Origin of the sequence: Halobacillus locisalis, assembly GCF_013694105.1 — a bacterium.
GTDB lineage: Bacteria > Bacillota > Bacilli > Bacillales > Halobacillaceae > Halobacillus > Halobacillus locisalis.
Window position 1 is genome coordinate 834,112 of sequence record NZ_JACEFG010000001.1, and the last position, 24,843, is coordinate 858,954.

The following is a 24,843-nucleotide window of genomic DNA, read 5'->3' on the forward strand; positions in this document are numbered from 1 at the left end:
ATCACAGAAAGGTATAAACATCAACCTGTTTTAGCGACTTTTCCATTGGTCGATCCAAGATTTCTCTTGCTTTGAAAGCTCTCTTTCCTCTAGCAGATCAGGGCGTCGTTCATAGGTGCGTTTTAAGGATTGGTAATGTCTCCATTCGTCAATTTTGGCATGATTACCTGATAATAATACTTCCGGAACTTCATGTCCACGGAAATCGGCTGGACGTGTATAATGTGGGTGTTCTAGAAGACCATTTGAGAACGAATCTTCCGGCGCAGATTGTTCATTGCCAAGTACACCCGGAATCAAACGGACGACTGAATCGATGACGACCATCGAACCTAGCTCACCACCGGTCAATACATAATCACCGAGCGAAATCTCATCTGTTACTAGTTCTTCACGTATCCGCTCATCATACCCTTCATAGTGGCCACAGATGAATACAAGATGCTCTTCTTCAGCAAGTTCTTCTGCTTTTGCCTGAGTGTAGGGCTCACCTTGCGGACACATTAAAACCACACGCGGCTGTTTGTCGGCTTTTTTTTCAATGTCTTGTACAGCATCGAAAATCGGTTGCGGGGTCAGGACTAGACCCGCGCCTCCTCCATAAGGGTAGTCGTCTACTTTGTTATGTTTATTGGTCGTGTAATCCCGGAAGTTCACATATTGATAGGAAAAAGCTTCTCGATCTTGAGCACGCTTTAAAATCGAGTGATTCAACACACCATCAAACATTTCAGGAAACAACGTTAAAATGTCAATATGCATCAGTCTAGCAGCCCCTCTATTGGATCAATGATAATGGTTTTCTCCTCAATGTTCACTTCTTTTACGACCGGCTCGATATAAGGAATTAACGCATCTTGCTTTCCTTTACGTTTCACAACCCACACATCATTGGCGCCAGGGGTAAGAATTTCTTTCACTTCCCCAAGTTCTTCACCGGATTGCACGAATACAGTGCAGCCGATGACTTCATGAAAGTAGAATTCGTGCTCATCAAGTTCTTCCTGGTGTTCTTCTGAAACCATCAATTGGCCATTTTTATACATTTCAACATCGTTAATGGAAGGATGGTCCTCGAAACTGACAAGATCGAAACCTTTATGCATCCTGTGTGAGCGGACCACTAACGGTCTCGTCTCCTGTTTATCATTCACCCAATACAATAGCTGACCTGGTTCAAAGCGTTCTTCAAAGTCCGTGATGCGTTGAATTTTCACTTCACCTTTAATACCATGCGTGTTAATCACTTTTCCTACGTTAAATAAATCTTTTTCCATCAATTGCATTACCTCGCTCGTATCACTTTTCCGTCTTGGATGACGATTTCTTTATTTTGAATCTCACTCCATGAGTCGCCTTCTTCTATATGAACCAACGCCTCAACCTCATCCGTCTCAAGCTCGCTCCCATCTGAGAGGATATTGAGTTGTTCAAGTTGATGCTCCATCCAACGGATTCGATCCTTACGTTTACTGATTTCCTTTGAGAAACGGCGACTGACTTCCTGTCTGGATAACTCCGGTTTCCGTTCAAGCTTTTTTTGTTCAAATTCAAGCTGACGACATTCTTGGTTCAGCTGCTTAGCTCGTTCATCAAATCGATCTCGAAGTTGTTTACGACTAGAAGCTGTCAGGATATGTTTGACCGTAACTTTTTGTATGATTTGCATTCTAAGCGTTCGACCTCTTCTCTCTAAATTTAGAAAAAAAGGGAAAGGTTAGCCCTCTCCCTTTTTCCTACATAATATCAAGATAGATTCGTTTTTCAGAATCAGAGCCTGCCGCATAGACGACAGTTCGAATCGCTTTCGCAATCCGCCCATTCTTTCCAATCACCTTGCCGACATCGTCTGGATGAACAGAAAGGTGATAGACGATTTTTTCGTCCTCTTCTTTCACATCAATCTCGATGTCGGAAGGGTGATCGACAAGCGGCGTAACGATCGTTTCGATTAAGGCTTGCATGATATCACCACTACCTCATTATTTGTTTTTAGATTCGTGGAATTGCTTCATGATGCCTTCGTTAGAGAATAGGTTACGAACTGTGTCGCTTGGCTTAGCGCCGTTTGACATCCAGTCGATTGCTTTCTCAGCGTCAAGCTTAACCTCTACAGGGTTAACAACTGGGTTATATGTTCCGATCTGCTCGATGATACGTCCATCACGAGGAGAACGAGAATCTGCTACTACTACACGGTAAAATGGGTTACGTTTTGACCCCATACGTTTAAGGCGAATTTTTACTGCCATAATTGAATACCTCCATAAATTTCATTAAAGAATTATTTGTTTCACACAAATTTAGATTTTAGCAGAACTTCATTTGTGTGTAAAGGGTTTTTCCATTACATGAACGGAAAATTCATGCCTTTGCCTTTTTTTCCCTTCGTATTGCTCATTTGTTTCATCATTTTTTTCATTTCCTCGAACTGTTTCAACAGTCGGTTGACCTCAGAAACGTTCGTTCCGGAGCCCCTGGCAATCCGCTTTTTACGGCTGGCATTCATAAGGGAAGGGTCCTGACGTTCATGCTTGGTCATCGATTGAATGATCGCTTCAACGTGTACGATTTGTTTATCGTCGAAGGAAACGTTCTTCAACCCTTTCATTTTGTTGGCACCCGGAATCATATTCAATATCTCATCCAGAGGTCCCATATTCTTCACTTGCTCCATTTGTTCAAGGAAATCCTCGAACGTGAATGAAGCGTTACGCATTTTCGATTCAAGCTCTTTCGCCTGTTTTTCATCTACGTTCGTTTGAGCTTTCTCGATTAAGGTCAATACATCTCCCATACCGAGAATCCTTGAAGCCATTCGCTCAGGGTGGAAAGCTTCTAGTTGATCGAGCTTCTCTCCCATACCAGCGAATTTGATTGGTTTTCCAGTCACGGCACGGATGGACAATGCAGCACCACCACGGGTGTCACCATCAAGCTTCGTTAGTAAAACACCCGTTACATCAAGCTGTTCGTCAAAGCTCTCGGCTACATTGACTGCGTCTTGACCGGTCATCGCATCGACCGTCAAGAAAATCTCATCAGGCTGAACAGCTTCCTTGATTCTTTGCAGTTCATCCATTAAATCGCCATCAACGTGTAAACGACCAGCGGTATCGATGATCACATAGTCATTGTGTTCTTCTTTCGCCTTCTGTACAGCGTTTTTCGCGATGTCTACTGGATCTACTTCCGTCCCTTCTGCGTGAACAGGCATCCCCAGTTGCTTTCCGAGTGTTTCAAGCTGTTGAATTGCTGCTGGACGATAAACGTCTGCTGCCGCAAGAAGCGGGCTGCGGTTGTAACTTTTGCGTAAAAGGTTGGCAAGCTTCCCTGTAGTGGTCGTCTTACCGGCACCTTGTAAACCAACCATCATGATGACAGTCGGTGGACGCTTTGCTACGGCGATTTTACTTTCGTCGCCACCCATCAAATCCGTCAACTCTTCTTGGACAACCTTGATGACTTGCTGCCCAGGGGTCAGGCTCTCCATGACCTCCTGACCGATCGCGCGCTCTTTAATACGCTTGACGAAGTCTTTCACGACTTTAAAGTTAACATCGGCCTCAAGGAGGGCAAGACGGACTTCACGCGTCATTTCTTTTACGTCTTGTTCGGTTACCTTCCCTTTGCCTTTGATTTTCTTAATCGTTTCTTGCAAACGGTCGGATAAACCTTCAAATGCCATCGAAGGAACCCTCCTATTCTAATTCTTGTAGTTGATCGAGCCATTCCTTAAAAGGAGATTCGAGTTGTCGTTTCTCGACTTCGGTCTCCATTTCTTTTATCACCTGTTGGCGTTTTTGGAATTTCTCATATAAGTTCAGCTTGTTTTCATATTCTTCAAGCATCGTCTCTGTTCGGCGAATGTTATCATAAACAGCTTGACGCGAGACATCAAACGTCTCCGATATTTCACCTAAAGAGTAATCTTCTAAATAATACAACTCCATATAGTTCCGTTGTTTCGGAGTCAGCAATGATTGATAGAAGTCAAACAAGTAATTGACTCGTGTCGTTTTTTCAAGCACGTAGGAACAACTCCTTGTTAAGTGAAATACCTTTACATGAAAATACTAACGGAGACGAGGCTTCTCTGTCAAGTCTAGCTTTCAATTTCTTCTTCATCTTCATACTCATCAATCATGTCGGCGAACAGTCCATAGACAAACGCATGAGCATCGAAGTTCTCTAAGTCTGTCACTTTCTCTCCGAGTCCGACGAGTTTCACCGGAATATCCAACTCTTTTCGAATCGCAAGGACGATACCACCTTTTGCTGTACCATCAAGTTTTGATAACACGATACCTGAAACATCTGTCGCTTCTGAGAAAGTCTTCGCCTGGCTCATTGCATTCTGTCCTGTCGTGGCATCTAGGACGAGAAGCACTTCATGAGGAGCCCCCGGTACTTCACGTTCGATGACACGTTTAACTTTGGACAGTTCATTCATCAAATTCACTTTATTTTGTAAGCGCCCTGCTGTATCGCAAATCAACACATCAGCATTGCGGGACTTTGCGGACTGAATGCCATCATAGATAACAGCTGCCGGATCGCTTCCTTCACTGTGTTTGACAGTATTGACACCTACTCGACGTCCCCATTCCTCTAGCTGGTCAATGGCACCTGCACGGAATGTATCCCCAGCAGCCAGCGTCACGTTCTTCCCTTCTGCCTTGAGGGTGTGGGCGAGCTTACCGATTGTTGTCGTTTTACCGACGCCGTTGACACCGACGAACAGGTAAATCGTCAGACCATCAGGGTTCTCATTCAACCCTTCGATTTCTCCTGCATCGTCATCACCATAATAGATCTCTACAAGTTTTTCTGAAATAACTTCTCGCACTTCTTTTGTGTCTTTAATATTACGTCGTTTCACTTCGAGCTGGAGCTCATCTATCATTTCCATAACCGTATTCACACCGACATCAGCCGAGATTAACACTTCCTCGAGTTCTTCGAAGAAATCTTCATCGACTGTACGATAGCGCGCGACAAGGTCATTGATTTTGCTAGAGAATGAATTGCGTGTTTTCGCTAAACCCTTTTTAAACTTAGATGCGATTGATTCCTCTTGATCCTCGACCGGAGATTGGTCAACCTCTGGTTCTAACTCCGCTTCTGAGTCTTTAAGCTCTGAGTCAGATACAGGGTCCTCGAGGTCTTCATCTTCTTCAGTTTCTCCCTCTAGTTCTTCCTCTGTCTCGTCATGAAGGTCTTCTTCTGTATCGTCCTCTGGTTGCTCATCAAATGACTCTATTTCGTCACCAGAGTCTTGTACTACTTCTGTCTCTCCTTCTAGAGAATCATCCGATTCCTCCATTTCCTGCATTTCTTTGAGCTCTTCTTCAGTTGGAGGCTCAAATTGAGGCTGTAGATCCTTTGTGAATTTATCTTTCAGTTTCTTGAAAAAGCTCATCAACTCATCCTTTCTAGACTTCTAATAATTCAGGAGTTTCTTCTAGTCTGACTGACACAAGCCTAGACACGCCGGACTCCTGCATCGTTACACCGTATAAGACATCCGATTGCTCCATCGTCCCTTTACGGTGAGTAATGACGATAAATTGTGTTTGTTCACTGAATTCTTTTAAGAACTTAGCAAAACGATCGACGTTCGCTTCATCGAGTGCGGCTTCCACTTCATCAAGCACACAGAATGGAACGGGTCGTACGCGTAAAATGGAGAACAAGAGCGCAATAGCTGTGAGAGCGCGTTCTCCACCAGACATCAAGCTTAAGTTCTGCAACTTCTTGCCTGGTGGTTGAGCAACAATCTCGACTCCAGATTCAAGTAAGTCATCAGGATCAGTAAGCTTCAGATCAGCGCTACCTCCGCCAAACAATTCACGGAACACGCCACCAAATTCATCCCTGATACTAGTAAAGGTTTCTTCAAAACGACGCTGCATTTCCCCATCCATCTCACTGATGACATGATGAAGTGTCCCTTTCGCTTCTAATAAGTCGTCTTGTTGACCTTTCAGGAATTCGTAACGCTCCTGAATCCGTTCATACTCATCGATCGAACCGAGGTTCACCGTCCCTAGTTCCTCAATCGCCCGTTTGATGAGTTTTACTTCACGAGCGGAAGCTTGAACATCCTCAACTGACGGATATTCACGCTTCGCTTTTTCGAACGTCATGACATACTCTTCCTGTAAATAGTTCAGCATATTCTCAAGCTCCACATCTAAGCGGTTTGCTTTCACTTCTTTCGCTTGAATGTCCTGAACAAAATTTTGGACGAGGCGTTTTTGTTCTTTCAACTGTTGTTCGATTTGGTGTATTTGCTCCGCATACGTCGCTCTTGTCTGTTTTCGCTCTTGAATCAATTGAGACGTACGCTCTTTACGCTCTTTCATCTCTTCGATTTCTTGAACCATTTCTTCTTCGGTCAAGTTCGAATCTACGACCTCCATCAGCTGCTCGAAAGCTTCTTTGCTCTCTTTCAACTGCTGTTGATTCATCTCTAATTCTTCTTTGTATCGATCCGCTTTTTCTTGTTGGTTGGCAACAGCCGAATCTTGTTCAGCTAATAGAATGTGAAGCTCTTGCTTTCGCTCTCGTAATTTCGCTTCATCCTGCTGCTGTTGTTGTTTCGTATCAGACAGCTGATCGATTTTTTGTTGAACCTTAGAAAGTTGTTCTTCTAATTTGTTCAAATCTTTATCAAGCTGCTTCAATTGTTCATGAGCTTGTGTACGATCATGGTCGTACTGAGCCTGGTCTTGATCGAACAGTTGAAGTTGATCATTCAAGTGTCTAGAGCGCATCGTCAACTCTCGATACTCGGACTGCTTTTCGTACTCATCTGTTTTCAACTGGGCGACTTCTTCTTCGAGCGTGGTTACTTGCTCCTGCTCATTTGCAATGGTCGCTTTCAACTGTTGGACCCTTTCTTCAACATCACTTGTTTTAGCTGAAAAATCCTCGATTTTCATCGTTAATTCTTGCAACTCTTTTTCCCGGGTGAAAAGCGATTGATTCGACTTCTTCTGTGCTCCACCTGACATTGAGCCGCCCGGGTTCACTACATCACCATCTAATGTGACGATTCGGTATTTACGGTTCAGGAACTTGGCAATGGCATTGGCGTTCTCTAACTTATCCGCAATTACGATGTGTCCGAGCAAATGCGAAATCGCCTTGTGATAATCTGGATTGAACTTGACGAGATCGACAGCTACGCCTACAAAGCCTTTTTGGTTGGATAGCTGACTCTGCGCTTGTCCGTATATAGACCTTGGCTGGATGGCCGTTAACGGTAAAAACGTAGCTCGACCTTTATTGTTTTGCTTCAACCAATGAATCGACGCCCGACCTGTACGTTCGTCTCGGACAACGATGTGCTGTGCCTGAGCACCGAGTGCTGTTTCAATAGCGGTCATCATGTCGTTCGGAATATCAATCAACTCAAGGACCGCACCATCGACCCCCTCAAGCTTCCCGCTTTCGCGAGCTTTCAATACTTCACGCACGCCTTGGAAATACCCAGAGAAATCTTCTTTCATATCTTCAAGCATTTCTTTCTTCGAGCGCAACTTCTCCAAGTATTGATACCCTTTATACAGCTTTTCCTGCCATTCTTCATAGGACTGCTTATTAGACTGAAGCGTCTCATTCAGCTCTTTGTATTTTCCTTCTTTCGCTTCGCGTCTAGCCTTTACATCCTGCAACTCCTCCGAAAGAGAGGTGAGTTTCGTTTCAAGCAATTCACGTTCTTCACGCAAGTCTTTGAACTTGTCTTGCTGTCCATCTTTTTTATAGCTGATTTGAGACAGCTGCTTATCGATGATTTGCTTCTCATTGCGTTTCGCAGCCTGCTCATTCAGTAAATCAATATAGTCACTCTTCAAATCTTCTATTTGGTCTTCGATCTTTTGAATATCCTGACTAAGGGCATCATCGGTTTGTTGCAACGCTTTCTTGGTTTCTGTACGTTGTTGTTTCGTTTGAGAAAGCTTTGCTGCTTCTTCTTTCGCAACCTTCTTCAATTGCTCCACTTTCTCGCTTAGCTCAAACTGTTCTTGCTCGCTTTTTTCTTTATTCTCTTCGAAGTGCTTATGACGCTCTTTCATCAACTCTTTCTTGCCTTCAAGACCTTCTAGTTCCTTTGTCAGCACAAGAAGTGTCTCTTGCAAGGACTCGATCGACTCATCGAGGTCTTGCATATCCTTTCGCTGCTTCTCGACGGAGGCTTCCTCTGTTTCCACTTGTTCAGAGAGAGCGGCTTCTTTTTTCTTTACACTCTCTAACTGTTGAAGCAAATGCTGCCATTCTTCGTGCAATTGTTCTATCTGCGTAATTAATAGGGAGATCTCAATTTGTTTGAGCTCGTCTTTTTTCTGCAAATAGTCTTGTGCAATCGCCGCTTGTTCTTTCAAGGGTTCAAGCTGATCATCGATTTCATGAATGATGTCTTCGACGCGGTTCAAGTTTTCTTGAGTTTCCGCTAACTTATACTCCGCTTTCTTCTTACGCTGTTTGTATTTAAGTACACCTGCGGCCTCTTCAAAAATCGAACGTCGCTCTTCCGCTTTTGAACTGAGGATCTCCTCTACTTTCCCCTGACTTATGATCGAAAAAGCTTCGCGACCGAGACCAGAGTCCATGAATAGATCGACGATATCCTTCAGTCTGCAGGTCTGGTTATTCATATAAAATTCACTTTCGCCAGAACGATACACGCGCCGCGTTACACTGACTTCTTCATAATCAAGCGGTAACGTCTGATCTTGGTTATCGAGCGTGAGTGTAACTTCCGCCATATTGAGCGGTTTTCTGGAGTCACTTCCAGCGAAAATAATGTCTTCCATCTTCGTTCCACGCAAGGATTTAGCTGATTGCTCACCTAAAACCCAGCGTATGGCATCGGTAATATTGCTTTTCCCACTGCCATTCGGGCCGACAACGGACGTGACTCCTTCAACGAAATCAACGGTTACCCGTTCGGCAAATGATTTAAATCCTACGGTGTCTAATTGCTTGAGGAACATACCTATCCTCCTGTTATATTCACATCTAACTTTCTTTTAACCTATTTATTTTATCATAAAGTGACGCGCAGTTCAGTGACTTTTTCAGAAATGCGGACTTTCAAAAAACGTCAAAGTATCCTATCATATGTAATAGTTGCTACCAGATGACCTGAAGGAGGATATAACGTGAGTTTAGAGACAGCAAGTCAAGAGAATTTAGAATACATCATCAATGACATGGCCGAGCGTTTGCAAGTCGTCAATCGCTCCATCATGGATGCAGAGGATTACGACCTTGAAAGCTACGATGAGATCAAGTCGCTTTATGATATCGTGCAAATGAAAGGGCAATTGAGCGTATCTGAAATTCAAGCTTTTGTACAAGAGTTAGGACAGTATCGCAAAGGATAAAATGGAACATAAAAGGCTCCAGGACACTAGTTGTCTTGGAGCCTTTTAATATTTTTAAGACCCACCTTATCTTGAATACTCAAAATGGAGACTTAGGGTCCTCCTCGAAATAAAGTGTAGGGTATGGTCGAGCAGGGGTGTCCTGAAAAAAGGGGGGCTGTACCGATTTGTCCGGATAAGCTGAGTAAATGTCCGATAAAGTCTATCTCTTGTCCGAATTAGAAGGAAATGTCCGATATTGAAGATCACTTGTCTGAATTGAACATGTGAATGTCTGATATCGTGAATCAGTTGTCCGAATCGTTTAGTTAAATATCTGAATTGAGGCTCGTTCATCGCATCAAAAGCCATATATGTGTTGATTTTGCAGGCAATAGTATCGTTTGATAAGTCAGAAGCACATAACACATTGTAGATTCGTTCCTGCCCCCTCCCAACCTAAGGTAACGAACCCGCAACATCTCGAAATCAAGTCTTTCACAATACTTTCTCTACTTTCGAAAAAAACCAGTAGAAGAGCATAAACGCCAAACAAGCCAATAAAAAAAGACCGCACCCGATGTCAGGACGGTCTTTCTGTTACGATAATGCGCCATGGTTTTCGAGCGCTTGCTGAGCTGCTTTTTGTTCGGCCTCTTTCTTCGTTCGGCCCACACCAATGCCGCCAGTGTCTCCTTGAATACGAACGTGGGCAATGAACTCCCGGCTGTGCGCCGGTCCTCTTTCCTCAACGATTTCGTACTCGATTCTGCTGTTTTTGTCTCGTTGTATAAATTCTTGGAGTTGGCTTTTAAAATCCATCGCATGAGAAAAAGCACCTTTTTTCACTTTCGGATAGACGTACGTTTTCAGAAAGTCTACCACGACATCAAAGCCTTGATCCAAGTAAAGGGCGCCGATAAAAGCTTCGAACACGTCCGCCAATAAAGCAGGACGGTTCCGTCCACCTGTTAACTCTTCGCCTTTTCCTAATAGGATCAAGTCTTGAAAATTCAGTTCATTTGCAAATTGGACCAGAGAAATCTCACAGACTATAGAGGCTCGGAATTTCGTTAATTCGCCTTCCGCCATATCTGGAAACTCACGATATAAATATTGGGATACGCCTAGTTCAAGGACAGCATCACCAAGGAATTCCAATCGCTCGTTATCTTCACGGTCCGTTTTACGATGCTCATTCACATAAGATGAATGTGTGAAAGCTTGTTCCAGTAACGCTACATTATCGAAATGAATATTTACTTTATCTTGGAAACTGGAAAAATCACCCATAAATCACCTTATCCTTTACAAATAATTTCACAAGTAAATACAGGAAAGGCTGCCTGCAATAAATGCAGACAGCTTGTCCATTACGACTGGCTGCTTATGTAATTCACAGCGTCGCCTACTGTATTGATGTTTTCAGCTTCTTCATCAGAAATTTCCATATCAAACTCGTCTTCAAGCTCCATTACAAGCTCTACTACATCAAGAGAGTCTGCTTCTAGATCTTCTTTGAAGGAAGCTTCCATAGTTACTTTAGATTCTTCAACGTCAAGTCGATCAACGATGATCTTTTTTACACGATCAAATGTTTCTGCCATTGGAACTTCACCTCCCTTCAATAATTATAGTAGTTTTGAACACTAAAGCGCAAGCGCACTTTTTGACGTATTTTTTCGAAGCTTGGGAATTATTCCAAAACCCCGGATAAGTCCAGTCCGTACGCCTCTGAACAGTCGCTTCCTCACTTAACGCTATCCGGATCCAGCTCCTAGAGGCTAGCGTGACTTCCCTCGTCTCTGTACGATAAGTCAACATCGATTCACTACGTTCATCGTGTTTCCTTTATCTCCTCCGACTCAGTCCAGTCCGTACGCCTCTGAACAGTCGCTTCCTCACTTAACGCTACATTACCATGCCGCCGTCTACATGTAGCGTTTGGCCGGTCATGTAGGCGGAGTCTTTGGAGGCAAGGAAGCGGACAACGCGTGCAACGTCTTCGCCTTCACCAAGGCGGCTTAGCGGAATCATGGCAAGCATCTGCTCACGTTGTTCATCCGTAAGTGCATCCGTCATATCTGTTGCGATGTAGCCGGGTGCTACTGCGTTTACCTGAATGTTTCGGGAAGCAAGTTCTTTGGCATTTGATTTTGTGAGACCAATGACACCCGCTTTAGCAGCTACATAGTTTGCTTGTCCAGGGTTCCCTGACACACCGACAATAGAGGCTACATTGATGATGCGCCCGTATTTCTGTTTCATCATTTGGCGGGTTACCCCTTTTGTACAGAAGAAGACACCTTTTAAATTCGTGTCGATAACGGAGTCGAATTCTTCTTCCTTCATGCGCATGAGCAGATTGTCTTTCGTAATTCCGGCATTGTTCACCAATATATCCAAACGTCCGAACTCGTCCACGACAGTTTTCACCATACGTTTAACATCGTCTTCTGAAGAGACGTTTGCTTGAATCTTGATGGCGACACCGCCTTGTTCCTTAATCTCTTGAACGACAGCTTCTGCTTTATCTTCACTTCCGGCATAGTTGACCGCTACTTTTGCCCCTTGGCGAGCAAGCTCTAGAGCAATTGAACGACCAATCCCTCGAGAAGCTCCCGTTACGAGTGCGACTTGATCTTGCAACATCAAGATTCCTCCTTTGTCCATTGAATAAATGATTCGAGTGATTCAGGATCAGATACGTTCACCGTTTTCATACGTCGTTTGACTTTTCGAACAAGACCACTCAATACTTTCCCGTGCCCGATCTCTACAATAGCATCGACCTCTTCTTCTACAAAAGCTTCAAGAATCTGTTGGAATCGTACGGGCGAATACAACTGTTCAACAAGAAGCTTTTCAATGTCATCCGCTTCTTGTACAGGGGAAGCTGTTACATTAGCATAGACAGGCACATCTGCCTTTTCCACTACTACACCTGACAAGTGGTTAGCAAAATCTTCGCTCGCCGGTTTCATTAAACGGGAGTGGAAAGGACCACTGACGTTTAACGGCAACACGCGTTTGGCTCCTGCCTCGGAAAGCTTTTCAGACGCTTGTTCTACGCCTGCTTTTGTACCAGAAATGACGATCTGACCTGGACAATTGATATTCGCTAAATCCACGGCCAATTCACCATCAAAGCCTTCAAGCTCGGAAGCAATTTCTTCTTGTGATAAGCCGAGTACAGCGGCCATCGTCCCTTTTCCAGTCGGGTAAGCTTCTTCCATCAACTTGCCACGTGTGTGGACAAGCTTGACGGCTTCAATCGGCTCTAGAGCACCGCTAGCCACAAGCGCGCTATACTCTCCCAAGCTATGTCCTGCTGTCATGGACGGCCTTACACCGTGTTCTTTTAACACTTCATTCATGGCGACACTGTTCAGTAAAAGCGCTGGCTGTGCGTTTTCTGTTTTTGTTAATTCTTCGGAAGGTCCTTCAAACATCAATGTTGTTAAGGAATAACCAAGCGCTTCATCTGCTTGATCAAATAGCTGTTTTACCGAAGGGTATGCATCATACATCGCTTTCCCCATGCCTACTTCTTGGGACCCTTGACCCGGGAATACAAAGGCGAGTTTTCTCATTCCTCTTCCTCCTTTGATTGCATTTCTTTCAATGTTTGAGCGATGGTCGACGTGACGTTCAGCTCAACCATCTCGCAAGCTTGTTTAATCGCATTCAAAACAGCACGCTCATTCGATGACCCGTGTGCTTTAATCACTGGAGCAGATAAACCAAAGAGACCTGCCCCACCATATTCGGAGTAATCAAGCTGACTGCGCAGCCCTCTCAAGTCATTCTTCACAAGTCCTGCTGCGAGCTTCGTCTTCATGTTCGACATGAACGTTTTCTTGATCATAGAGAACATCGTCATAGCCGTTCCCTCTATGGTTTTCAATGCGACATTTCCCGTAAAGCCGTCTGTAACCACGACGTCAGCAACTCCATCAAGCAAGTCACGCGCTTCCACGTTTCCGACAAAATGAATGGGAGCGTCCTTCATCAATTGGAATGCTTTTTTCGTCAAATCACTGCCCTTACCGTCCTCTGTGCCAACGTTCAATAAACCGACTCGCGGACGATCGATTTTCCGAACGTGTTCTGCATAAATCGAACCAATTACAGCGTATTGCAATAGGTGGTCAGGTTTTGCGTCAACGTTAGCACCGACGTCTAACATAAGGAAGCCTTTGCCGTCCTGTGTAGGGAGCGTTGGGCTTAACGCCGGACGTTCGACACCGTCCATTCGACCGACGACGAACAACCCGGCACTCATTAATGCACCCGTATTCCCCGCAGAGATACAGCCGTCTGCGCGTCCTTCTTTCACTTCTTTCGCCATCAAAACCATCGAAGCATTTTTCTTCCTGCGAACAGCTCTTACAGGCTCGTCCTCTCCGGTAATAGCCTCTGTCGTATGTATAACCTCAATATTGGATTGACTCTTCAGATGAGGCTTGATTTGTTCTTCATCACCAATCAACGTCAATTCGAGACCGTCGATGGAATCTGCTGCGAGTACAGCACCTTTCACAATCGCCTCAGGGGCGTTGTCCCCGCCCATGGCATCTATCGCCAACTTCATGTCATCCAACTCCTTTTATAAATTCGAACGATACATCTCAAACGTACCAGCAAATACTTCTTCTGTGCCGACAAAGCTTTGCACGCGCACAATGGTTCGGCCCTTATCATCCACACCATCTACATTCGCTTTGGCAACAACGCGCTCTCCTAGCTTAACTTGCCTAGTGAAATCGATAGTAGACCTTGCTGTAAGCGCCAATTCATCATTGATAACGGCGACGGCAAGTGAATTAGCCTGAGCGAATAGGTGGTGACCTCTTGCAATGTGGTTTCTAGAAAACACATGCTCAGGCTTCACGTCTAATATTGATATGGCTCGTTCGTCGAGTTCTAAGTCAACGACTTCACCAATCACTTCTTCAATCGGTAATGCTTTGACCGTTTCATTCCATTCTTGCGTCGCTACCGACTTGATCCGTTCACGCAATTCAGGAATTGAGAGTTCCATACGATCGAGACGGATTGTCTGAATACTTACGCCGAATTGCTTCGCTAAGTCTTCATCGGTTGTAAAGGGGGATGTTTCGATTGTATGCTTTAATTCCTCTTGCCTTTGCTTTTTCGACTTTTTCATTCGTAACCCACCGTCCGTTTAAGCCACGTAGCTGATGCCTTTATGACTAGGTACTAATAGTAATATATAATACCTGAGACATTTACGCAAGGGTTAGACTTACAAGACTCCAGATTCAATTCTCAAACGTGGTGGGGATGTCGTAAGTGTCGCTTGAGTCCCGAGAGGTATGCCGTAATTAGGTTGACAGTGACCGATTTGATAGCCTGAAACCACAGGGAAAGAACAATGAGAGAAAAAATCAGCCAGCACTTTATCTATGAGTACCCGCTCCTTGTAATCGGCCTGAAAATCCCCAAGCACGACACCTTGCACACATTCAAACATCCCGCCTTGTTTCAGATGATGGAGCATGGCATCAATTCGGTAAGCTTTCTCAGATACATCTTCTAGTAATAAAATGGATCCATTCGTGTCTATTTGGAAAGGGGTCCCGACACCGTCTGACAATAAAGTGAGATTTCCCCCAACGAGTCTTCCCTTCCCTGTTCCAGGCCGTAAAGCTTTCAACGGAGAATGGCGGGCATCATAGATGATCGGCTCTCTTGTAAACAACGGAGTAAGGGATTGTATCGTCTCTTTTCGTCTCTTTCCTATGTTGAAATCAGACGCTATCATCGGTCCATGAAACGTTACAAGGCTGCTGAACATTTGAAAGGCATTGAGGAGATAAGTGATGTCGCTATATCCCCAGAAGACTTTGGGATTTTGATGAATCATATGGTAATCAATGAACGGTGCGATCCTCGCTGTCCCATACCCTCCTCGGGCACAGAAGACACCTTGAACCAACGGATCACAAAAAGCATTGTGCAAATCAGCCAACCGTTTTTCATCTGAAGCAGCTAAAAACCCTTCCGCATCAAATACATAGCGTCCAAGTCGAACATCCAGCCCCACATTCTCTAACACTTCTATCCCTTCCATTAACTGATTACGATCCGGTGGTCCGGCCGGTGCTATAATAACGACTTGATCGCCTTGACGCAACGCGTTCGGTTTTATCATGAGCGCACTCCCTCACTTTTAAACTATGACCATTTCATAGAAAAATCGCGGATGTGATAACCTATGATACTAGAGCATTTCATGCAAAAAGGGGCGCATTCTGTTAAAGATTAGCGCCCCCCTTCTATTTTATTCGATTTCCATTTAATCCAGAACATTCCCCGTCAAAGATTGATCCGCGTAAACCGCTTCTTTCAAAGCTCTATAACGCTCGTCAGATTCAAGCAAGTCGTCCATGATCATTTCCGCCGCATCTTTTCGCGCCGTTTCCAGTGCTCGGTAGTCATGCACCATGTCACCGACTTTGAATTCAGGCATGCCGCTCTGCTTCCTACCAAAAAAGTCACCTGGACCACGAAGTTTCAAGTCCTGCTCGGAAAGCTCAAAGCCATCGGTGGTCTCCGTCATGATACGCATCCGTTCTTTACCGACATCCCCCTTAGGGTCCGCCAACAGAATGCAGTACGCTTGGTCATCTCCACGACCGACCCTGCCGCGTAGCTGGTGAAGCTGTGAAAGACCAAAGCGCTCCGCATCATAGATGACCATAACCGTAGCATTCGGCACGTTCACCCCAACCTCTACGACGGTAGTAGAAACGAGAACTTTGGTTTCGTTACGGGCGAATTGTTGCATCACTTCTTCCTTTTCATCATTATGCAAGCGACCATGCATCAACCCCACCGGTACGTCTGGTTCAAACACCGAAGCAAGCTGGTGATAGAGGTCGACAGCGTTTTGAATGTCGAGCTTATCGGACTCTTCAATCAATGGGCAGATCACGTACGCCTGATGCCCGGCATCAACTTCTTTTTGAATGAAAGAAAGCACCCGGTTTGTCATCTCACCTTTCACCCAATAGGTTTCGACTGGCTTCCTTCCCGCAGGCATTTCATCGATGACCGAGACATCCATGTCTCCGAAAGCCGTAATGGCGAGAGTTCTTGGAATCGGGGTCGCTGTCATGAATAACACGTCAGGGTGAAGTCCTTTATCTCGTAATGTCCGACGTTGCTTGACACCAAATCGGTGCTGCTCATCGACGATGACAAAACCTAGGTCGTTGAATAGTACTTCATCTTGAATGAGAGCATGGGTACCAATCAAAATATCAACCTCGTCTTGTGCCACCGCATCTAGTATCTCTTTACGACGCTTTCCTTTGATGGATCCTGTAAGTAAAGCGACATTCGCTCGGCCCTCGAACATTTTGTAGAGAGATTGGTAGTGTTGTTCTGCCAAGATTTCGGTCGGAACCATCAATGCGCCCTGTTTTCCAGCTGTAATCGATGCATACAAGGCAATGGCTGCAACAGCTGTTTTCCCTGAACCTACGTCTCCTTGCAGTAGACGATTCATTCGGTGAGGCTGCTTCATGTCTTTCAATATTTCTGCAAGAGACCTTTTTTGTGCGCCTGTCAATTCAAATGGCAGCGTTTGAACGAATTTCGTGAGACGGTTATTATCATATGATTGAGCATTTCCGCTTGTCGATTCACGATGATGTTTACGTAAAAGCTGCATTTTTAATTGAAACAGTAGAAATTCTTCATAAATAAAACGACGCTTCGCATGCTTCAACAAAACTCTGCTTTCAGGGTAATGCATTTGCTTCAAAGCTTTTGGACGTTCTGGAAGCTTATACGTACGCTGCACGTCTTCGGGCAGGAGTTCTGTGATCTCTTCTCCGTATTCATCAATGGCTGACTTAATGATTTTTCGCAGCCGCTGCAAGGTCACTCCTTCTTTTAAGGTGTACACAGGTTGAATCGGCTCCTGGCTTTTCGCTTCGCCTTTTTTGAACTGGCTGACTGTGATTTGCAACCTGCGCTGATCCCACTTTCCCGTAACCGTAACAGTATCACCTGGATTCAGTTGTTTCTTGGCGAAAGCCCTATTGAACATAACCGCTTTGACAGCGAATTGTTCTACTTGCAACGTAAAGGTCAACCGAGATTTTTTCTTCCCAAAAAAGCTAAGGACAGGCTCTGACACAACCTGTCCTTCCATCGTTGCTTTTTCATCCTGAGCCAACTCGGTTAACGGCTTGGTTTCATAGGAGTCGTAACGAAAAGGAAAATAGAATAACAAGTCCTCAATCGTATAAAGACCTAGGTCTTGCAGCTGCTCTTGGAACTTCTCGCCGACGCCTTTGATTTCACTAATCGGTTGACGTAACACATCATTCACTCTTTCTCTAAAGAAATTCCGTACACTTTCGCTTCTAACTCTCTACCGGTTGGTGTAGCCGCTAAACCACCCTGAGCCGTTTCACGGAACGCAGATGGCATGCGCTGGCCCACCTTGTACATCGCGTCGATGACTTCATCGCAAGGAATACGACTCGTCACGCCTGCAAGAGCCATATCCGCTGCTGTGATCGCATTCGATGCCCCCATAGCATTCCGTTTTACACACGGCACTTCCACGAGACCAGCCACCGGATCGCAAATCAACCCGAGCATATTCTTCAATGTGATCGCCATCGCCTGAGCAGACTGGGAAGGTGTTCCACCAGCCATTTCTACAATAGCGGCTGACGCCATTCCGGCCGCTGAACCGACCTCTGCCTGACATCCGCCAGCTGCACCAGAAATCGACGCGTTGTTCGCTACTACAAAACCAAACGCCCCGGAGGTGAATAAATAGTTGACCATTTGCTCACGCGTCGGGTTAAGCTGATTCTTGACAGCAAATAGTGTTCCTGGCACACAACCCGCACTCCCAGCTGTTGGTGTGGCGCAGATCGTCCCCATTGCCGCGTTCACTTCATTTGTTGCTACGGCTTTGCTGACCGCATCCATCAATAGATGGCCGGAAAGAGGCGTATGGTTTTTCATATAATTTTGGATGAGGACGGCGTCTCCACCAGTTAATCCACTATGGGATTGTACGCCTTTCAAACCATCTTCAATCGCTTTCTCCATGACGTCTAAGTTCTTCTCCATTTGGCCGACGACTTGTTCACGTGTCAGCTGTTTGACTTCCATCTCTTGGCGTATCATCACTTCAGAGATTTGGATATTTTCACTTTCTGCTAGTTCTACGAGTTCTGCTACATTTCGAAACATCCGTAGTCCTCCTTTAATCCGATATTTTGGCTACCTGGATAATATGATCAGCTCGTTCCAATTCGTTCAACACCGAATCCTCTATGTTCTGATCGACTTCGATCACCATCAATGCCTGCTCGCCTTGCGCTTTACGTGAAACTTCCATACGACCAATATTGATTTCATGCTTGGCTAAAATCGTTGTAGATGACGCAATGGCTCCGAAACGATCATTATGGATCAATAGAATGGCTGGATGCTCTCCAGACAAGTTCAACTCAAACCCGTTCAATTCCGTAATCTCAGCTTTACCGCCACCGATCGAGATGCCTACAAGCTCAAGCTCTCCATCGTCATCACCAATTTTGAGGCGTGCCGTATTCGGGTGATCCGTTACGGCATCTTCCTCATGGAAACGCACCTTCATTCCGTTAGCACGTGCCGTTTTCAAGGCTCCGCTGATTCTCGTATCATCTGTTTCGTAATCGAGTAATCCACCAATGATCGCAACATCAGTGCCGTGACCTTTGTATGTTTTCGCGAAAGATCCATATAAATGGACATGCGCATATTTTGGTTCTCTTCCAAATAAGTGTCTTGCCGCTCGCCCAATGCGAGCCGCTCCAGCTGTATGTGAACTTGATGGTCCGATCATGACTGGACCGATAATATCAAAAACTGAACGATATTTCATTTCCTTCACCATCCCTATAATCTCTTTATATCTATGAAGAAAGCGTTTTCTAACCTTTGAGATTCCTGCTCCATTTTAACATAAAGCGTTTAAGTTTGTATGGTTTTTCTGTAAAGCATTGGCCCCTATATGAAATCGAGTGGTAAAGGAACGAGAGATGACATCCAGCTCTTACCCATAGGTAAACTGAATAGAAAGTAACCGTGGAATCTATTCACACTCTTGCTATCGGTCTAGCAAAATTGTACAATTGTAACTTGTGGGTTACTCGGTAACCGGGTGGGAGAGGGATAATTTCATAGAGGAGATTACAATGCTCAATCAGCATAACAACAACGTGAGCTGGAAAAAGGAATTCATGGCTGGCTTGATCGGTTATTTTACGACGGTTTATATCGTCGCCGTGAACAGTCAGATCCTTGAAAGTGCCGGCCTGCCGCTTGAGAGCGGAATGGTCGCAACGATCCTTGCCAGCGCTGTGGGCTGTTTGATCATGGCCATGTACGCAAACGCGCCGATGGTTCTCATTCCTGGAATGGGTGTGAATGCTCTGTTTGCCTATTCGATTGTCGAAGGGTCCGGTTTCAGTTTCCAAGAAGGCTTAGCCGTCGTATTCGTAGCGGGTCTACTATTCTTAGTGACGGCGTTTACGAAGCTCGGTGACTGGCTGAAAGTTGCGATTCCTGATTCTTTAAAGCATGCAATCACCGTAGGACTTGGATTGTTTCTAACCTTGATCGGGTTAGAGAAAGGAGGACTCGTCGTACGCGGCGAATACTCCTTGATCACGCTCGGCAATCCTTCCTCAGCGATTGTGATCACAAGTCTACTGACGCTGTTCGTCGGGATTTTCTTGTTTACAAGAAACGTCCCGGGAAACTTCCTTGTCACGATGGTGGCAGGTACGATCATCGCTTCTTTTACAGGAGTGTTAAGCGAACGCGGCAGCATGATTTCGCTTGAAGAACAATCGTGGGTACTTATGCCAGACTTCAGCAGTATCGGAAGCTTCGGTTTCTGGATGGCGGTGTTTCCGCTAGCGATCGTCTTGATTTTTGAAAATATGGGACTGATTCACGGTCAGCTGAACATGCTGAACCAAGAAAGTAAGTTCAAACGTTCTTATCAAGCGACGGCATTCTCATCCTTGATGAGCGGATTCTTCGGTACATCACCGACCGTTTCATCAGCTGAAAGTGCCGCTGTCATCGCTTCCGGAGGAAAAACCGGCCGTGCTGCCTTAACGATGGGTGTCCTATTTATTGGAACACTCCTATTCATCCCTTGGATTTCCTTGGTACCTTCTACCGCCATTGCGCCGATTTTAATTATTGTCGGAGCCTTGATGGTCCAGAACATTAAGGAAATACCACTTGATGATTTATCAGAAGCGATGCCTGCTTTTCTGATTATCGTGATGATTCCATTCACATATTCAATCGCGGATGGAATGGCATTCGGGTTCATTGCCTACCCGATAGTGAAGTTTGCTATAGGGAAACAGCGCGAACTATCAACGCCTGTCGTACTAATCGCCATGGTCTTTCTCGTTGAATTTATCATGCGATCCCTCGGTCATTAATATGAAAAAACCCCGCCTTACAGGTTTATTTGAATGGCGGGGTTTTTTCGGTTTCTACTATACTTACTAGACGACGAAACAACACCTTAAGTTTACTTATGTACCTTCCCCCTTCCCACTATCAACCGTAAACTTTGTCCAAATATCCCTCTATCCCTAAATGACTCTATCCTTTTAAATAGGAAAAAATAGTGAATCTACCACTTATACACTAATTTCGCTTTACAGTCATCACGTTTCAGCCGAATGGATAACGAATCTGGCGTGAAAGAAACCTCCATTTCTGAATGAATGTCGACCGTTCTCAATAACTGTTCTACCTCATCCTTCTTTGATTGCTGCGCTGCACTCATCAATGATGTTGCGAAAGATTGTGAGTTCTTCACTTTACTGGAGATTTGTTCTCCCTCTTTCAACAACTCTTCCATATGATTGGCAGCGGAAGTGAATTGCTCTGGATCCACTGGAGGATAAGGCCGGTAATAGGGATACCTCGGATGATAATACAAATCGACCACCTCTTTCAGATAAATAATGAGGGAGGGTCATCCCCACCCTCTACTCGATGTCCAGAAAACGACTCTCTTTCTTCATACGCGGTGTAATGATTTTCAATGTGTCCCCTTCGAAGGATGCTTTCGTATGAGGTTCTGAAATGGTGAACGGCAAACTGACATACCTTTCCAATTTACGCACGGACTGCTCATGACCGAAAGAGCCACGAACATCATGACGATATTGCTCTGAAGCAGACTTCTCAGCAACAATCCTGAGTTGATTCCCCAGCACTTCAATTTGTACCTGATTACGGTCATAACCCGGTAAATAGGCCTCTACAACAAATTCACTATCATTCTCATACATATGCAGATCAATCCCAGAAATAAAGTCACGGATTTTTCCGATTGATTGATCCATATACGAATCCATTGCTCTCACCACTTCATAAAAAGCATCATCAAACAGCTGGAGATCCTTTTTTGAGTTCATCCTCTCCACCCCTATTTCTAGACTTTTTACTACTATATGTAAATAACTGAAATTCGTTAGTAAAGAAAATCATGCGAACGGACCTTTCAACGATCGAAAAGTTGTACATCCGTTTCCGGAATCAGATTATTTGAAAAGTTGCTTTCGCCAGAGGTTCCTGTCAGACTGTAACAGGACGAACTATAGAAAGAAAGCGAAGGTGAGGAACATGATCGAACTACGATCTTCATCCTTAGAAAACGACGACTTAGCACGTGGTGTTTTTGCCACACGCGATATAAAGAAAGACGAGCTGATTCACGAAGCACCAGTGATTCCTTATCCGAATGAAGAGCACGAACATATCGAGAAAACGATGATCGCCGATTATGCCTTCGAGTATGGAGAAAATCACAGCGCCTTCGTCTTAGGCTATGGAATGATGTTCAACCACTCTTTCAAACCGAACGCTTATTATGAAATCAGCTTCGAAAAGCATACGTTTGATTTCTACGCATATCGTGACATTAAAAAAGATGAACAGATCTTTATCAACTATAATGGTGAGGTCGACATCGATGATCCGATGTGGTTCGACCATGAAGAAGAATGATTCAGAAGTCTCTACACCTTCAAGGGTTAGAGGCTTCTTTTTATTTTGAGAAGTTTTTCAGGCAGCATATGTTATATACTTCTGGAGATAAGCCCTTGTGCTAAACTCGATCTGAATTAAATGCAAAGAAGCCGCTAACTCCCTAGGGCTTTATCCATTGAAATTTTCGTCAATTTCCGATAAAGATGGTACTATTGAAGGACTACATAGAAAAAGGAGTTTCTATACATGACTATCTCTACCCTACATACTGTAGATGAACAAAAAGCTGCCCAGACTCTAGAATCGTACAAACAGATCATTCCGGTTTTTCAATCGATGCTCACCGATGTAGCTATCGGTCTGACAAACACCACGGAATGGCTTTATTATAGTCCAAGTTCAAAAATTGATCTTAACGTAAAGCCAGGTGCCAAAATCAATCCAGATGAACCGTTAGCTGACTGCATCGCGAACCGAAAAGTTATTCGTACAGAAGTGGACCCTGAATTCTTCGGGTTCTCCTTCACCGGTCTTGCAGCCCCGATCGTCATCGATCAACAAGTGATCGGAGCAATCGCGATTCAAATGCAAGAACAAAACGAGAAGAAACTCCTCGAGATTTCTGACCAAATTGTCAGTTCTCTTACACAAGCGAACACGGGTGTTACGAGTATCGCCTCAAGCGCGGAAGATTTATCTGAAACAAGCAACACACTGCTACAGCAGAGCGAGCAAGCCACGAAAGAAGTCGATCAAACGGATGAGGTCCTCACCTTCATCAAACGGATTGCCGACCAAACCAATTTGTTAGGGCTGAACGCGTCGATTGAAGCAGCAAGAGCAGGCGAATTCGGCAAAGGCTTTGGCGTAGTAGCGGATGAGATTCGTAAACTATCACATGAGACCGTAGAATCGACTGAAAAGATCCGTACGACCTTGACGAATATCCACCAATCCATGAATGAAATCAACGCATCAATCGAGAAGGTCGTGTCCGTCGGTAAAGATCAAGTCGAGGCGACAGAAGAAATTTCTCAATTCATTGATGAGATCGAGAAGAAGAGTAAGGAATTGAACAAATACGCGAATGAACTATAATGACGTAAAAAAGCCCAGAGTTCATCACTCTGAGCTTTTTTTAATAGGCCTCTTCCATAACAAAAGGCCTCCTTAGTAATGTCGAAGAAGTTCGTTGATTTCTTGCTCGTTGTCTTCCTTGAATTCTTCCACCCATTGATCTACGTCAGCATCCCATTGATCAACTTTTCCTGATTCGATATATTGATTGAACAATTTCTTGCTCAACAGAGAGTATCGATAATTCTCATATGCGTAGTCCCAGAAATACTCTTCCATAGAGAGGTCTAAAGCATCCAGTACCCTCTGAATTTCCTCTGACTCATTCTCCTCTGACGTCTTGATTATATCTTCAATGACTAACATCCACTTCTTGATCGGAAACGGACAGGCCCCGACTTTGGGATTCTTTATAGATCGCTTCTTTTTCAATCAGCGATGATATAACAGACTCTTTTGCACCGGCCGGTTTCCTGAAGTTATAGTTCCGTCCAAAAGCCACACCGTTTTCAATATTCTCTGAAGTTTAATACTTGAACGATCCCTCTCCATTCGAAAACGAACAAGCCATTAACAGGATTGGTACTAAAACGATCAGTGCATAAATGATCCGCTTCATATCATCCCTCCTTACCTGTCACTAGAGTTCCCACTCAAAACCAGTCGCTTCTTCAGGCAAGTCCTTGCGCTTCAATGACTTACCCGTTAAATGCTGCTTGTATGCCGTGATGGTTCCATCGTGAGTGACGATGAATATGCGTTTTACCCCTTGTAACTCGCACCAATGTAAAAACTCATTCGCTATGCTCGTAAACGAATGATCTTTCATTTGATTAATCTCGCGCCCCCATGTTTCGACTTTCACTTCTGGAAACTGCGACAGAATCTCTTCAGGCTCTAACCGACGGTCACAAGGTAACGTTGTCCATTCCGGTTTAACCGGAAACATTCGGGGGCCCACTCGCGAGTCAACTACTTTCGTGCAATCAACACCCTCACTCCATATAAGAGCTGTTTCAATGGTTCGAATGGTTGGACTCATGACGAGGAGATCACCTTGATTCAACTTCCATTCTCTATTCAAATACTCGGCTTGTTCTCGACCTCTAGAAGTTAGGTTGGGACGTGGGATATGTAAACTTTCTGGTGTGCTTCGAGTATGCTCTCCTTCTCCATGTCTTATAAAAACAAGATTCATCTTTGAACACCTCTTCCTCCTACTGATTTTGTCAAATTCATTATGATTCCTTCCCATATTAAAGGAAAGGTTGTTCATAACTTCTATTACAAAAATAAGAAAGAAGCCTGCAAGATGGCTTCT

At 44.6% G+C, this 24,843-nt stretch carries 27 protein-coding genes; 4 read left to right on the forward strand and 23 right to left on the reverse strand.

The annotated features are described in order from the left end of the window. Positions 1 to 30: 30 nt before the first annotated feature. From trmD to smc, 9 genes are all read right to left on the reverse strand, one after another. Complete coding sequence (trmD, locus tag H0266_RS04375; RefSeq protein WP_181471148.1) at positions 31 to 762, reverse strand: tRNA (guanosine(37)-N1)-methyltransferase TrmD; 732 nt, start codon at positions 760 to 762, stop codon at positions 31 to 33. Next, the gene (gene rimM, locus H0266_RS04380; RefSeq protein ID WP_181471149.1) at positions 762 to 1,277 is read right to left on the reverse strand and encodes a ribosome maturation factor RimM; all 516 of its coding nucleotides are present in this window, start codon (positions 1,275 to 1,277) and stop codon (positions 762 to 764) included. The genes trmD and rimM overlap by 1 nt, the downstream gene beginning before the upstream one ends. Before the next feature lie 8 nt (positions 1,278 to 1,285). Then, positions 1,286 to 1,669 carry a YlqD family protein gene (locus H0266_RS04385; RefSeq protein ID WP_181471150.1) on the reverse strand — a complete coding sequence of 128 codons (384 nt, stop codon included), beginning with the start codon at positions 1,667 to 1,669 and terminating at the stop codon, positions 1,286 to 1,288. Between the two features lie 67 nt (positions 1,670 to 1,736). After that, the gene (locus H0266_RS04390) at positions 1,737 to 1,964 is read right to left on the reverse strand and encodes a KH domain-containing protein (protein ID WP_181471151.1); all 228 of its coding nucleotides are present in this window, start codon (positions 1,962 to 1,964) and stop codon (positions 1,737 to 1,739) included. An 18-nt stretch (positions 1,965 to 1,982) separates the two neighbouring features. Next, on the reverse strand, positions 1,983 to 2,252 hold the full coding sequence (gene rpsP / locus H0266_RS04395) for a 30S ribosomal protein S16 (RefSeq protein WP_181471152.1): 270 nt from the start codon (positions 2,250 to 2,252) through the stop codon (positions 1,983 to 1,985). Between the two features lie 95 nt (positions 2,253 to 2,347). Then, positions 2,348 to 3,688 (reverse strand): signal recognition particle protein, encoded by a 1,341-nt coding sequence (gene ffh, locus H0266_RS04400; RefSeq protein WP_181471153.1) that lies wholly within the window; start codon positions 3,686 to 3,688, stop codon positions 2,348 to 2,350. A gap of 13 nt (positions 3,689 to 3,701) precedes the next feature. Next, a complete protein-coding gene (locus H0266_RS04405; protein WP_181471154.1) occupies positions 3,702 to 4,031 on the reverse strand; it encodes a putative DNA-binding protein in 330 nt (109 codons plus the stop codon). 74 nt (positions 4,032 to 4,105) lie between these two features. Continuing rightward, entirely contained in the window at positions 4,106 to 5,422 is a 1,317-nt protein-coding gene (gene ftsY, locus H0266_RS04410; RefSeq protein WP_181471155.1) for a signal recognition particle-docking protein FtsY, read from the reverse strand. Positions 5,423 to 5,435: 13 nt separating this feature from the next. Then, positions 5,436 to 9,002 (reverse strand): chromosome segregation protein SMC, encoded by a 3,567-nt coding sequence (smc, locus tag H0266_RS04415; protein ID WP_181471156.1) that lies wholly within the window; start codon positions 9,000 to 9,002, stop codon positions 5,436 to 5,438. Between the two features lie 168 nt (positions 9,003 to 9,170). On the opposite strand from smc, the gene H0266_RS04420 reads away from it, so the two are divergent. Then, positions 9,171 to 9,395 carry a DUF1128 family protein gene (locus tag H0266_RS04420; RefSeq protein WP_181471157.1) on the forward strand — a complete coding sequence of 75 codons (225 nt, stop codon included), beginning with the start codon at positions 9,171 to 9,173 and terminating at the stop codon, positions 9,393 to 9,395. Between the two features lie 579 nt (positions 9,396 to 9,974). Here the strand turns inward: H0266_RS04420 and rnc are convergent. The 10 genes from rnc to sdaAB form a co-directional block, all read right to left on the reverse strand. Further along, on the reverse strand, positions 9,975 to 10,667 hold the full coding sequence (gene rnc / locus H0266_RS04425; protein WP_181471158.1) for a ribonuclease III: 693 nt from the start codon (positions 10,665 to 10,667) through the stop codon (positions 9,975 to 9,977). Positions 10,668 to 10,747: 80 nt separating this feature from the next. Beyond that, entirely contained in the window at positions 10,748 to 10,981 is a 234-nt protein-coding gene (gene acpP, locus H0266_RS04430) for an acyl carrier protein (protein WP_181471159.1), read from the reverse strand. A 304-nt stretch (positions 10,982 to 11,285) separates the two neighbouring features. Further along, positions 11,286 to 12,026 carry a 3-oxoacyl-[acyl-carrier-protein] reductase gene (gene fabG / locus H0266_RS04435; RefSeq protein ID WP_181471160.1) on the reverse strand — a complete coding sequence of 247 codons (741 nt, stop codon included), beginning with the start codon at positions 12,024 to 12,026 and terminating at the stop codon, positions 11,286 to 11,288. Next, on the reverse strand, positions 12,026 to 12,967 hold the full coding sequence (gene fabD / locus H0266_RS04440) for an ACP S-malonyltransferase (RefSeq protein WP_181471161.1): 942 nt from the start codon (positions 12,965 to 12,967) through the stop codon (positions 12,026 to 12,028). Before fabD ends, fabG begins: the two co-directional genes overlap by 1 nt. Further along, positions 12,964 to 13,968 carry a phosphate acyltransferase PlsX gene (plsX, locus tag H0266_RS04445; protein ID WP_181471162.1) on the reverse strand — a complete coding sequence of 335 codons (1,005 nt, stop codon included), beginning with the start codon at positions 13,966 to 13,968 and terminating at the stop codon, positions 12,964 to 12,966. The genes fabD and plsX overlap by 4 nt, the downstream gene beginning before the upstream one ends. 15 nt (positions 13,969 to 13,983) lie before the next feature. Further along, positions 13,984 to 14,544, reverse strand: coding sequence for a transcription factor FapR (gene fapR / locus H0266_RS04450; protein WP_181471163.1), 561 nt, complete (start codon positions 14,542 to 14,544; stop codon positions 13,984 to 13,986). 99 nt (positions 14,545 to 14,643) lie between these two features. Further along, positions 14,644 to 15,552 (reverse strand): S66 peptidase family protein, encoded by a 909-nt coding sequence (locus tag H0266_RS04455; RefSeq protein ID WP_181471164.1) that lies wholly within the window; start codon positions 15,550 to 15,552, stop codon positions 14,644 to 14,646. A 144-nt stretch (positions 15,553 to 15,696) separates the two neighbouring features. Beyond that, a complete protein-coding gene (recG, locus tag H0266_RS04460) occupies positions 15,697 to 17,733 on the reverse strand; it encodes an ATP-dependent DNA helicase RecG (protein ID WP_181471724.1) in 2,037 nt (678 codons plus the stop codon). Between the two features lie 5 nt (positions 17,734 to 17,738). Beyond that, positions 17,739 to 18,623 (reverse strand): L-serine ammonia-lyase, iron-sulfur-dependent, subunit alpha, encoded by an 885-nt coding sequence (gene sdaAA / locus H0266_RS04465; protein WP_181471165.1) that lies wholly within the window; start codon positions 18,621 to 18,623, stop codon positions 17,739 to 17,741. 13 nt (positions 18,624 to 18,636) lie between these two features. Next, positions 18,637 to 19,299 carry an L-serine ammonia-lyase, iron-sulfur-dependent subunit beta gene (gene sdaAB, locus H0266_RS04470; protein ID WP_181471166.1) on the reverse strand — a complete coding sequence of 221 codons (663 nt, stop codon included), beginning with the start codon at positions 19,297 to 19,299 and terminating at the stop codon, positions 18,637 to 18,639. Between the two features lie 313 nt (positions 19,300 to 19,612). On the opposite strand from sdaAB, the gene H0266_RS04475 reads away from it, so the two are divergent. Then, positions 19,613 to 20,881, forward strand: coding sequence for an NCS2 family permease (locus H0266_RS04475; protein WP_181471167.1), 1,269 nt, complete (start codon positions 19,613 to 19,615; stop codon positions 20,879 to 20,881). Positions 20,882 to 21,078: 197 nt separating this feature from the next. Here H0266_RS04475 and H0266_RS04480 read toward each other — a convergent pair whose 3' ends face one another. Both H0266_RS04480 and H0266_RS04485 read right to left on the reverse strand, forming a co-directional pair. Next, complete coding sequence (locus tag H0266_RS04480; RefSeq protein ID WP_181471168.1) at positions 21,079 to 21,390, reverse strand: YuzC family spore coat inner layer protein; 312 nt, start codon at positions 21,388 to 21,390, stop codon at positions 21,079 to 21,081. A gap of 49 nt (positions 21,391 to 21,439) precedes the next feature. Continuing rightward, positions 21,440 to 21,871: an Hsp20/alpha crystallin family protein gene (locus H0266_RS04485; protein ID WP_181471169.1), complete on the reverse strand. Its 432-nt coding sequence runs from the start codon at positions 21,869 to 21,871 to the stop codon at positions 21,440 to 21,442. A gap of 208 nt (positions 21,872 to 22,079) precedes the next feature. On the opposite strand from H0266_RS04485, the gene H0266_RS04490 reads away from it, so the two are divergent. Further along, positions 22,080 to 22,463 (forward strand): SET domain-containing protein, encoded by a 384-nt coding sequence (locus tag H0266_RS04490; protein ID WP_181471170.1) that lies wholly within the window; start codon positions 22,080 to 22,082, stop codon positions 22,461 to 22,463. A 567-nt stretch (positions 22,464 to 23,030) separates the two neighbouring features. Further along, positions 23,031 to 23,543 carry a methyl-accepting chemotaxis protein gene (locus H0266_RS19735; RefSeq protein WP_425484292.1) on the forward strand — a complete coding sequence of 171 codons (513 nt, stop codon included), beginning with the start codon at positions 23,031 to 23,033 and terminating at the stop codon, positions 23,541 to 23,543. A 72-nt stretch (positions 23,544 to 23,615) separates the two neighbouring features. Here H0266_RS19735 and H0266_RS04500 read toward each other — a convergent pair whose 3' ends face one another. Together H0266_RS04500 and H0266_RS04505 are read right to left on the reverse strand one after the other, a co-directional pair. Beyond that, a complete protein-coding gene (locus H0266_RS04500; protein WP_181471172.1) occupies positions 23,616 to 23,954 on the reverse strand; it encodes a hypothetical protein in 339 nt (112 codons plus the stop codon). A 208-nt stretch (positions 23,955 to 24,162) separates the two neighbouring features. Beyond that, positions 24,163 to 24,720, reverse strand: coding sequence for a histidine phosphatase family protein (locus H0266_RS04505; RefSeq protein ID WP_181471173.1), 558 nt, complete (start codon positions 24,718 to 24,720; stop codon positions 24,163 to 24,165). Positions 24,721 to 24,843: the final 123 nt, after the last annotated feature.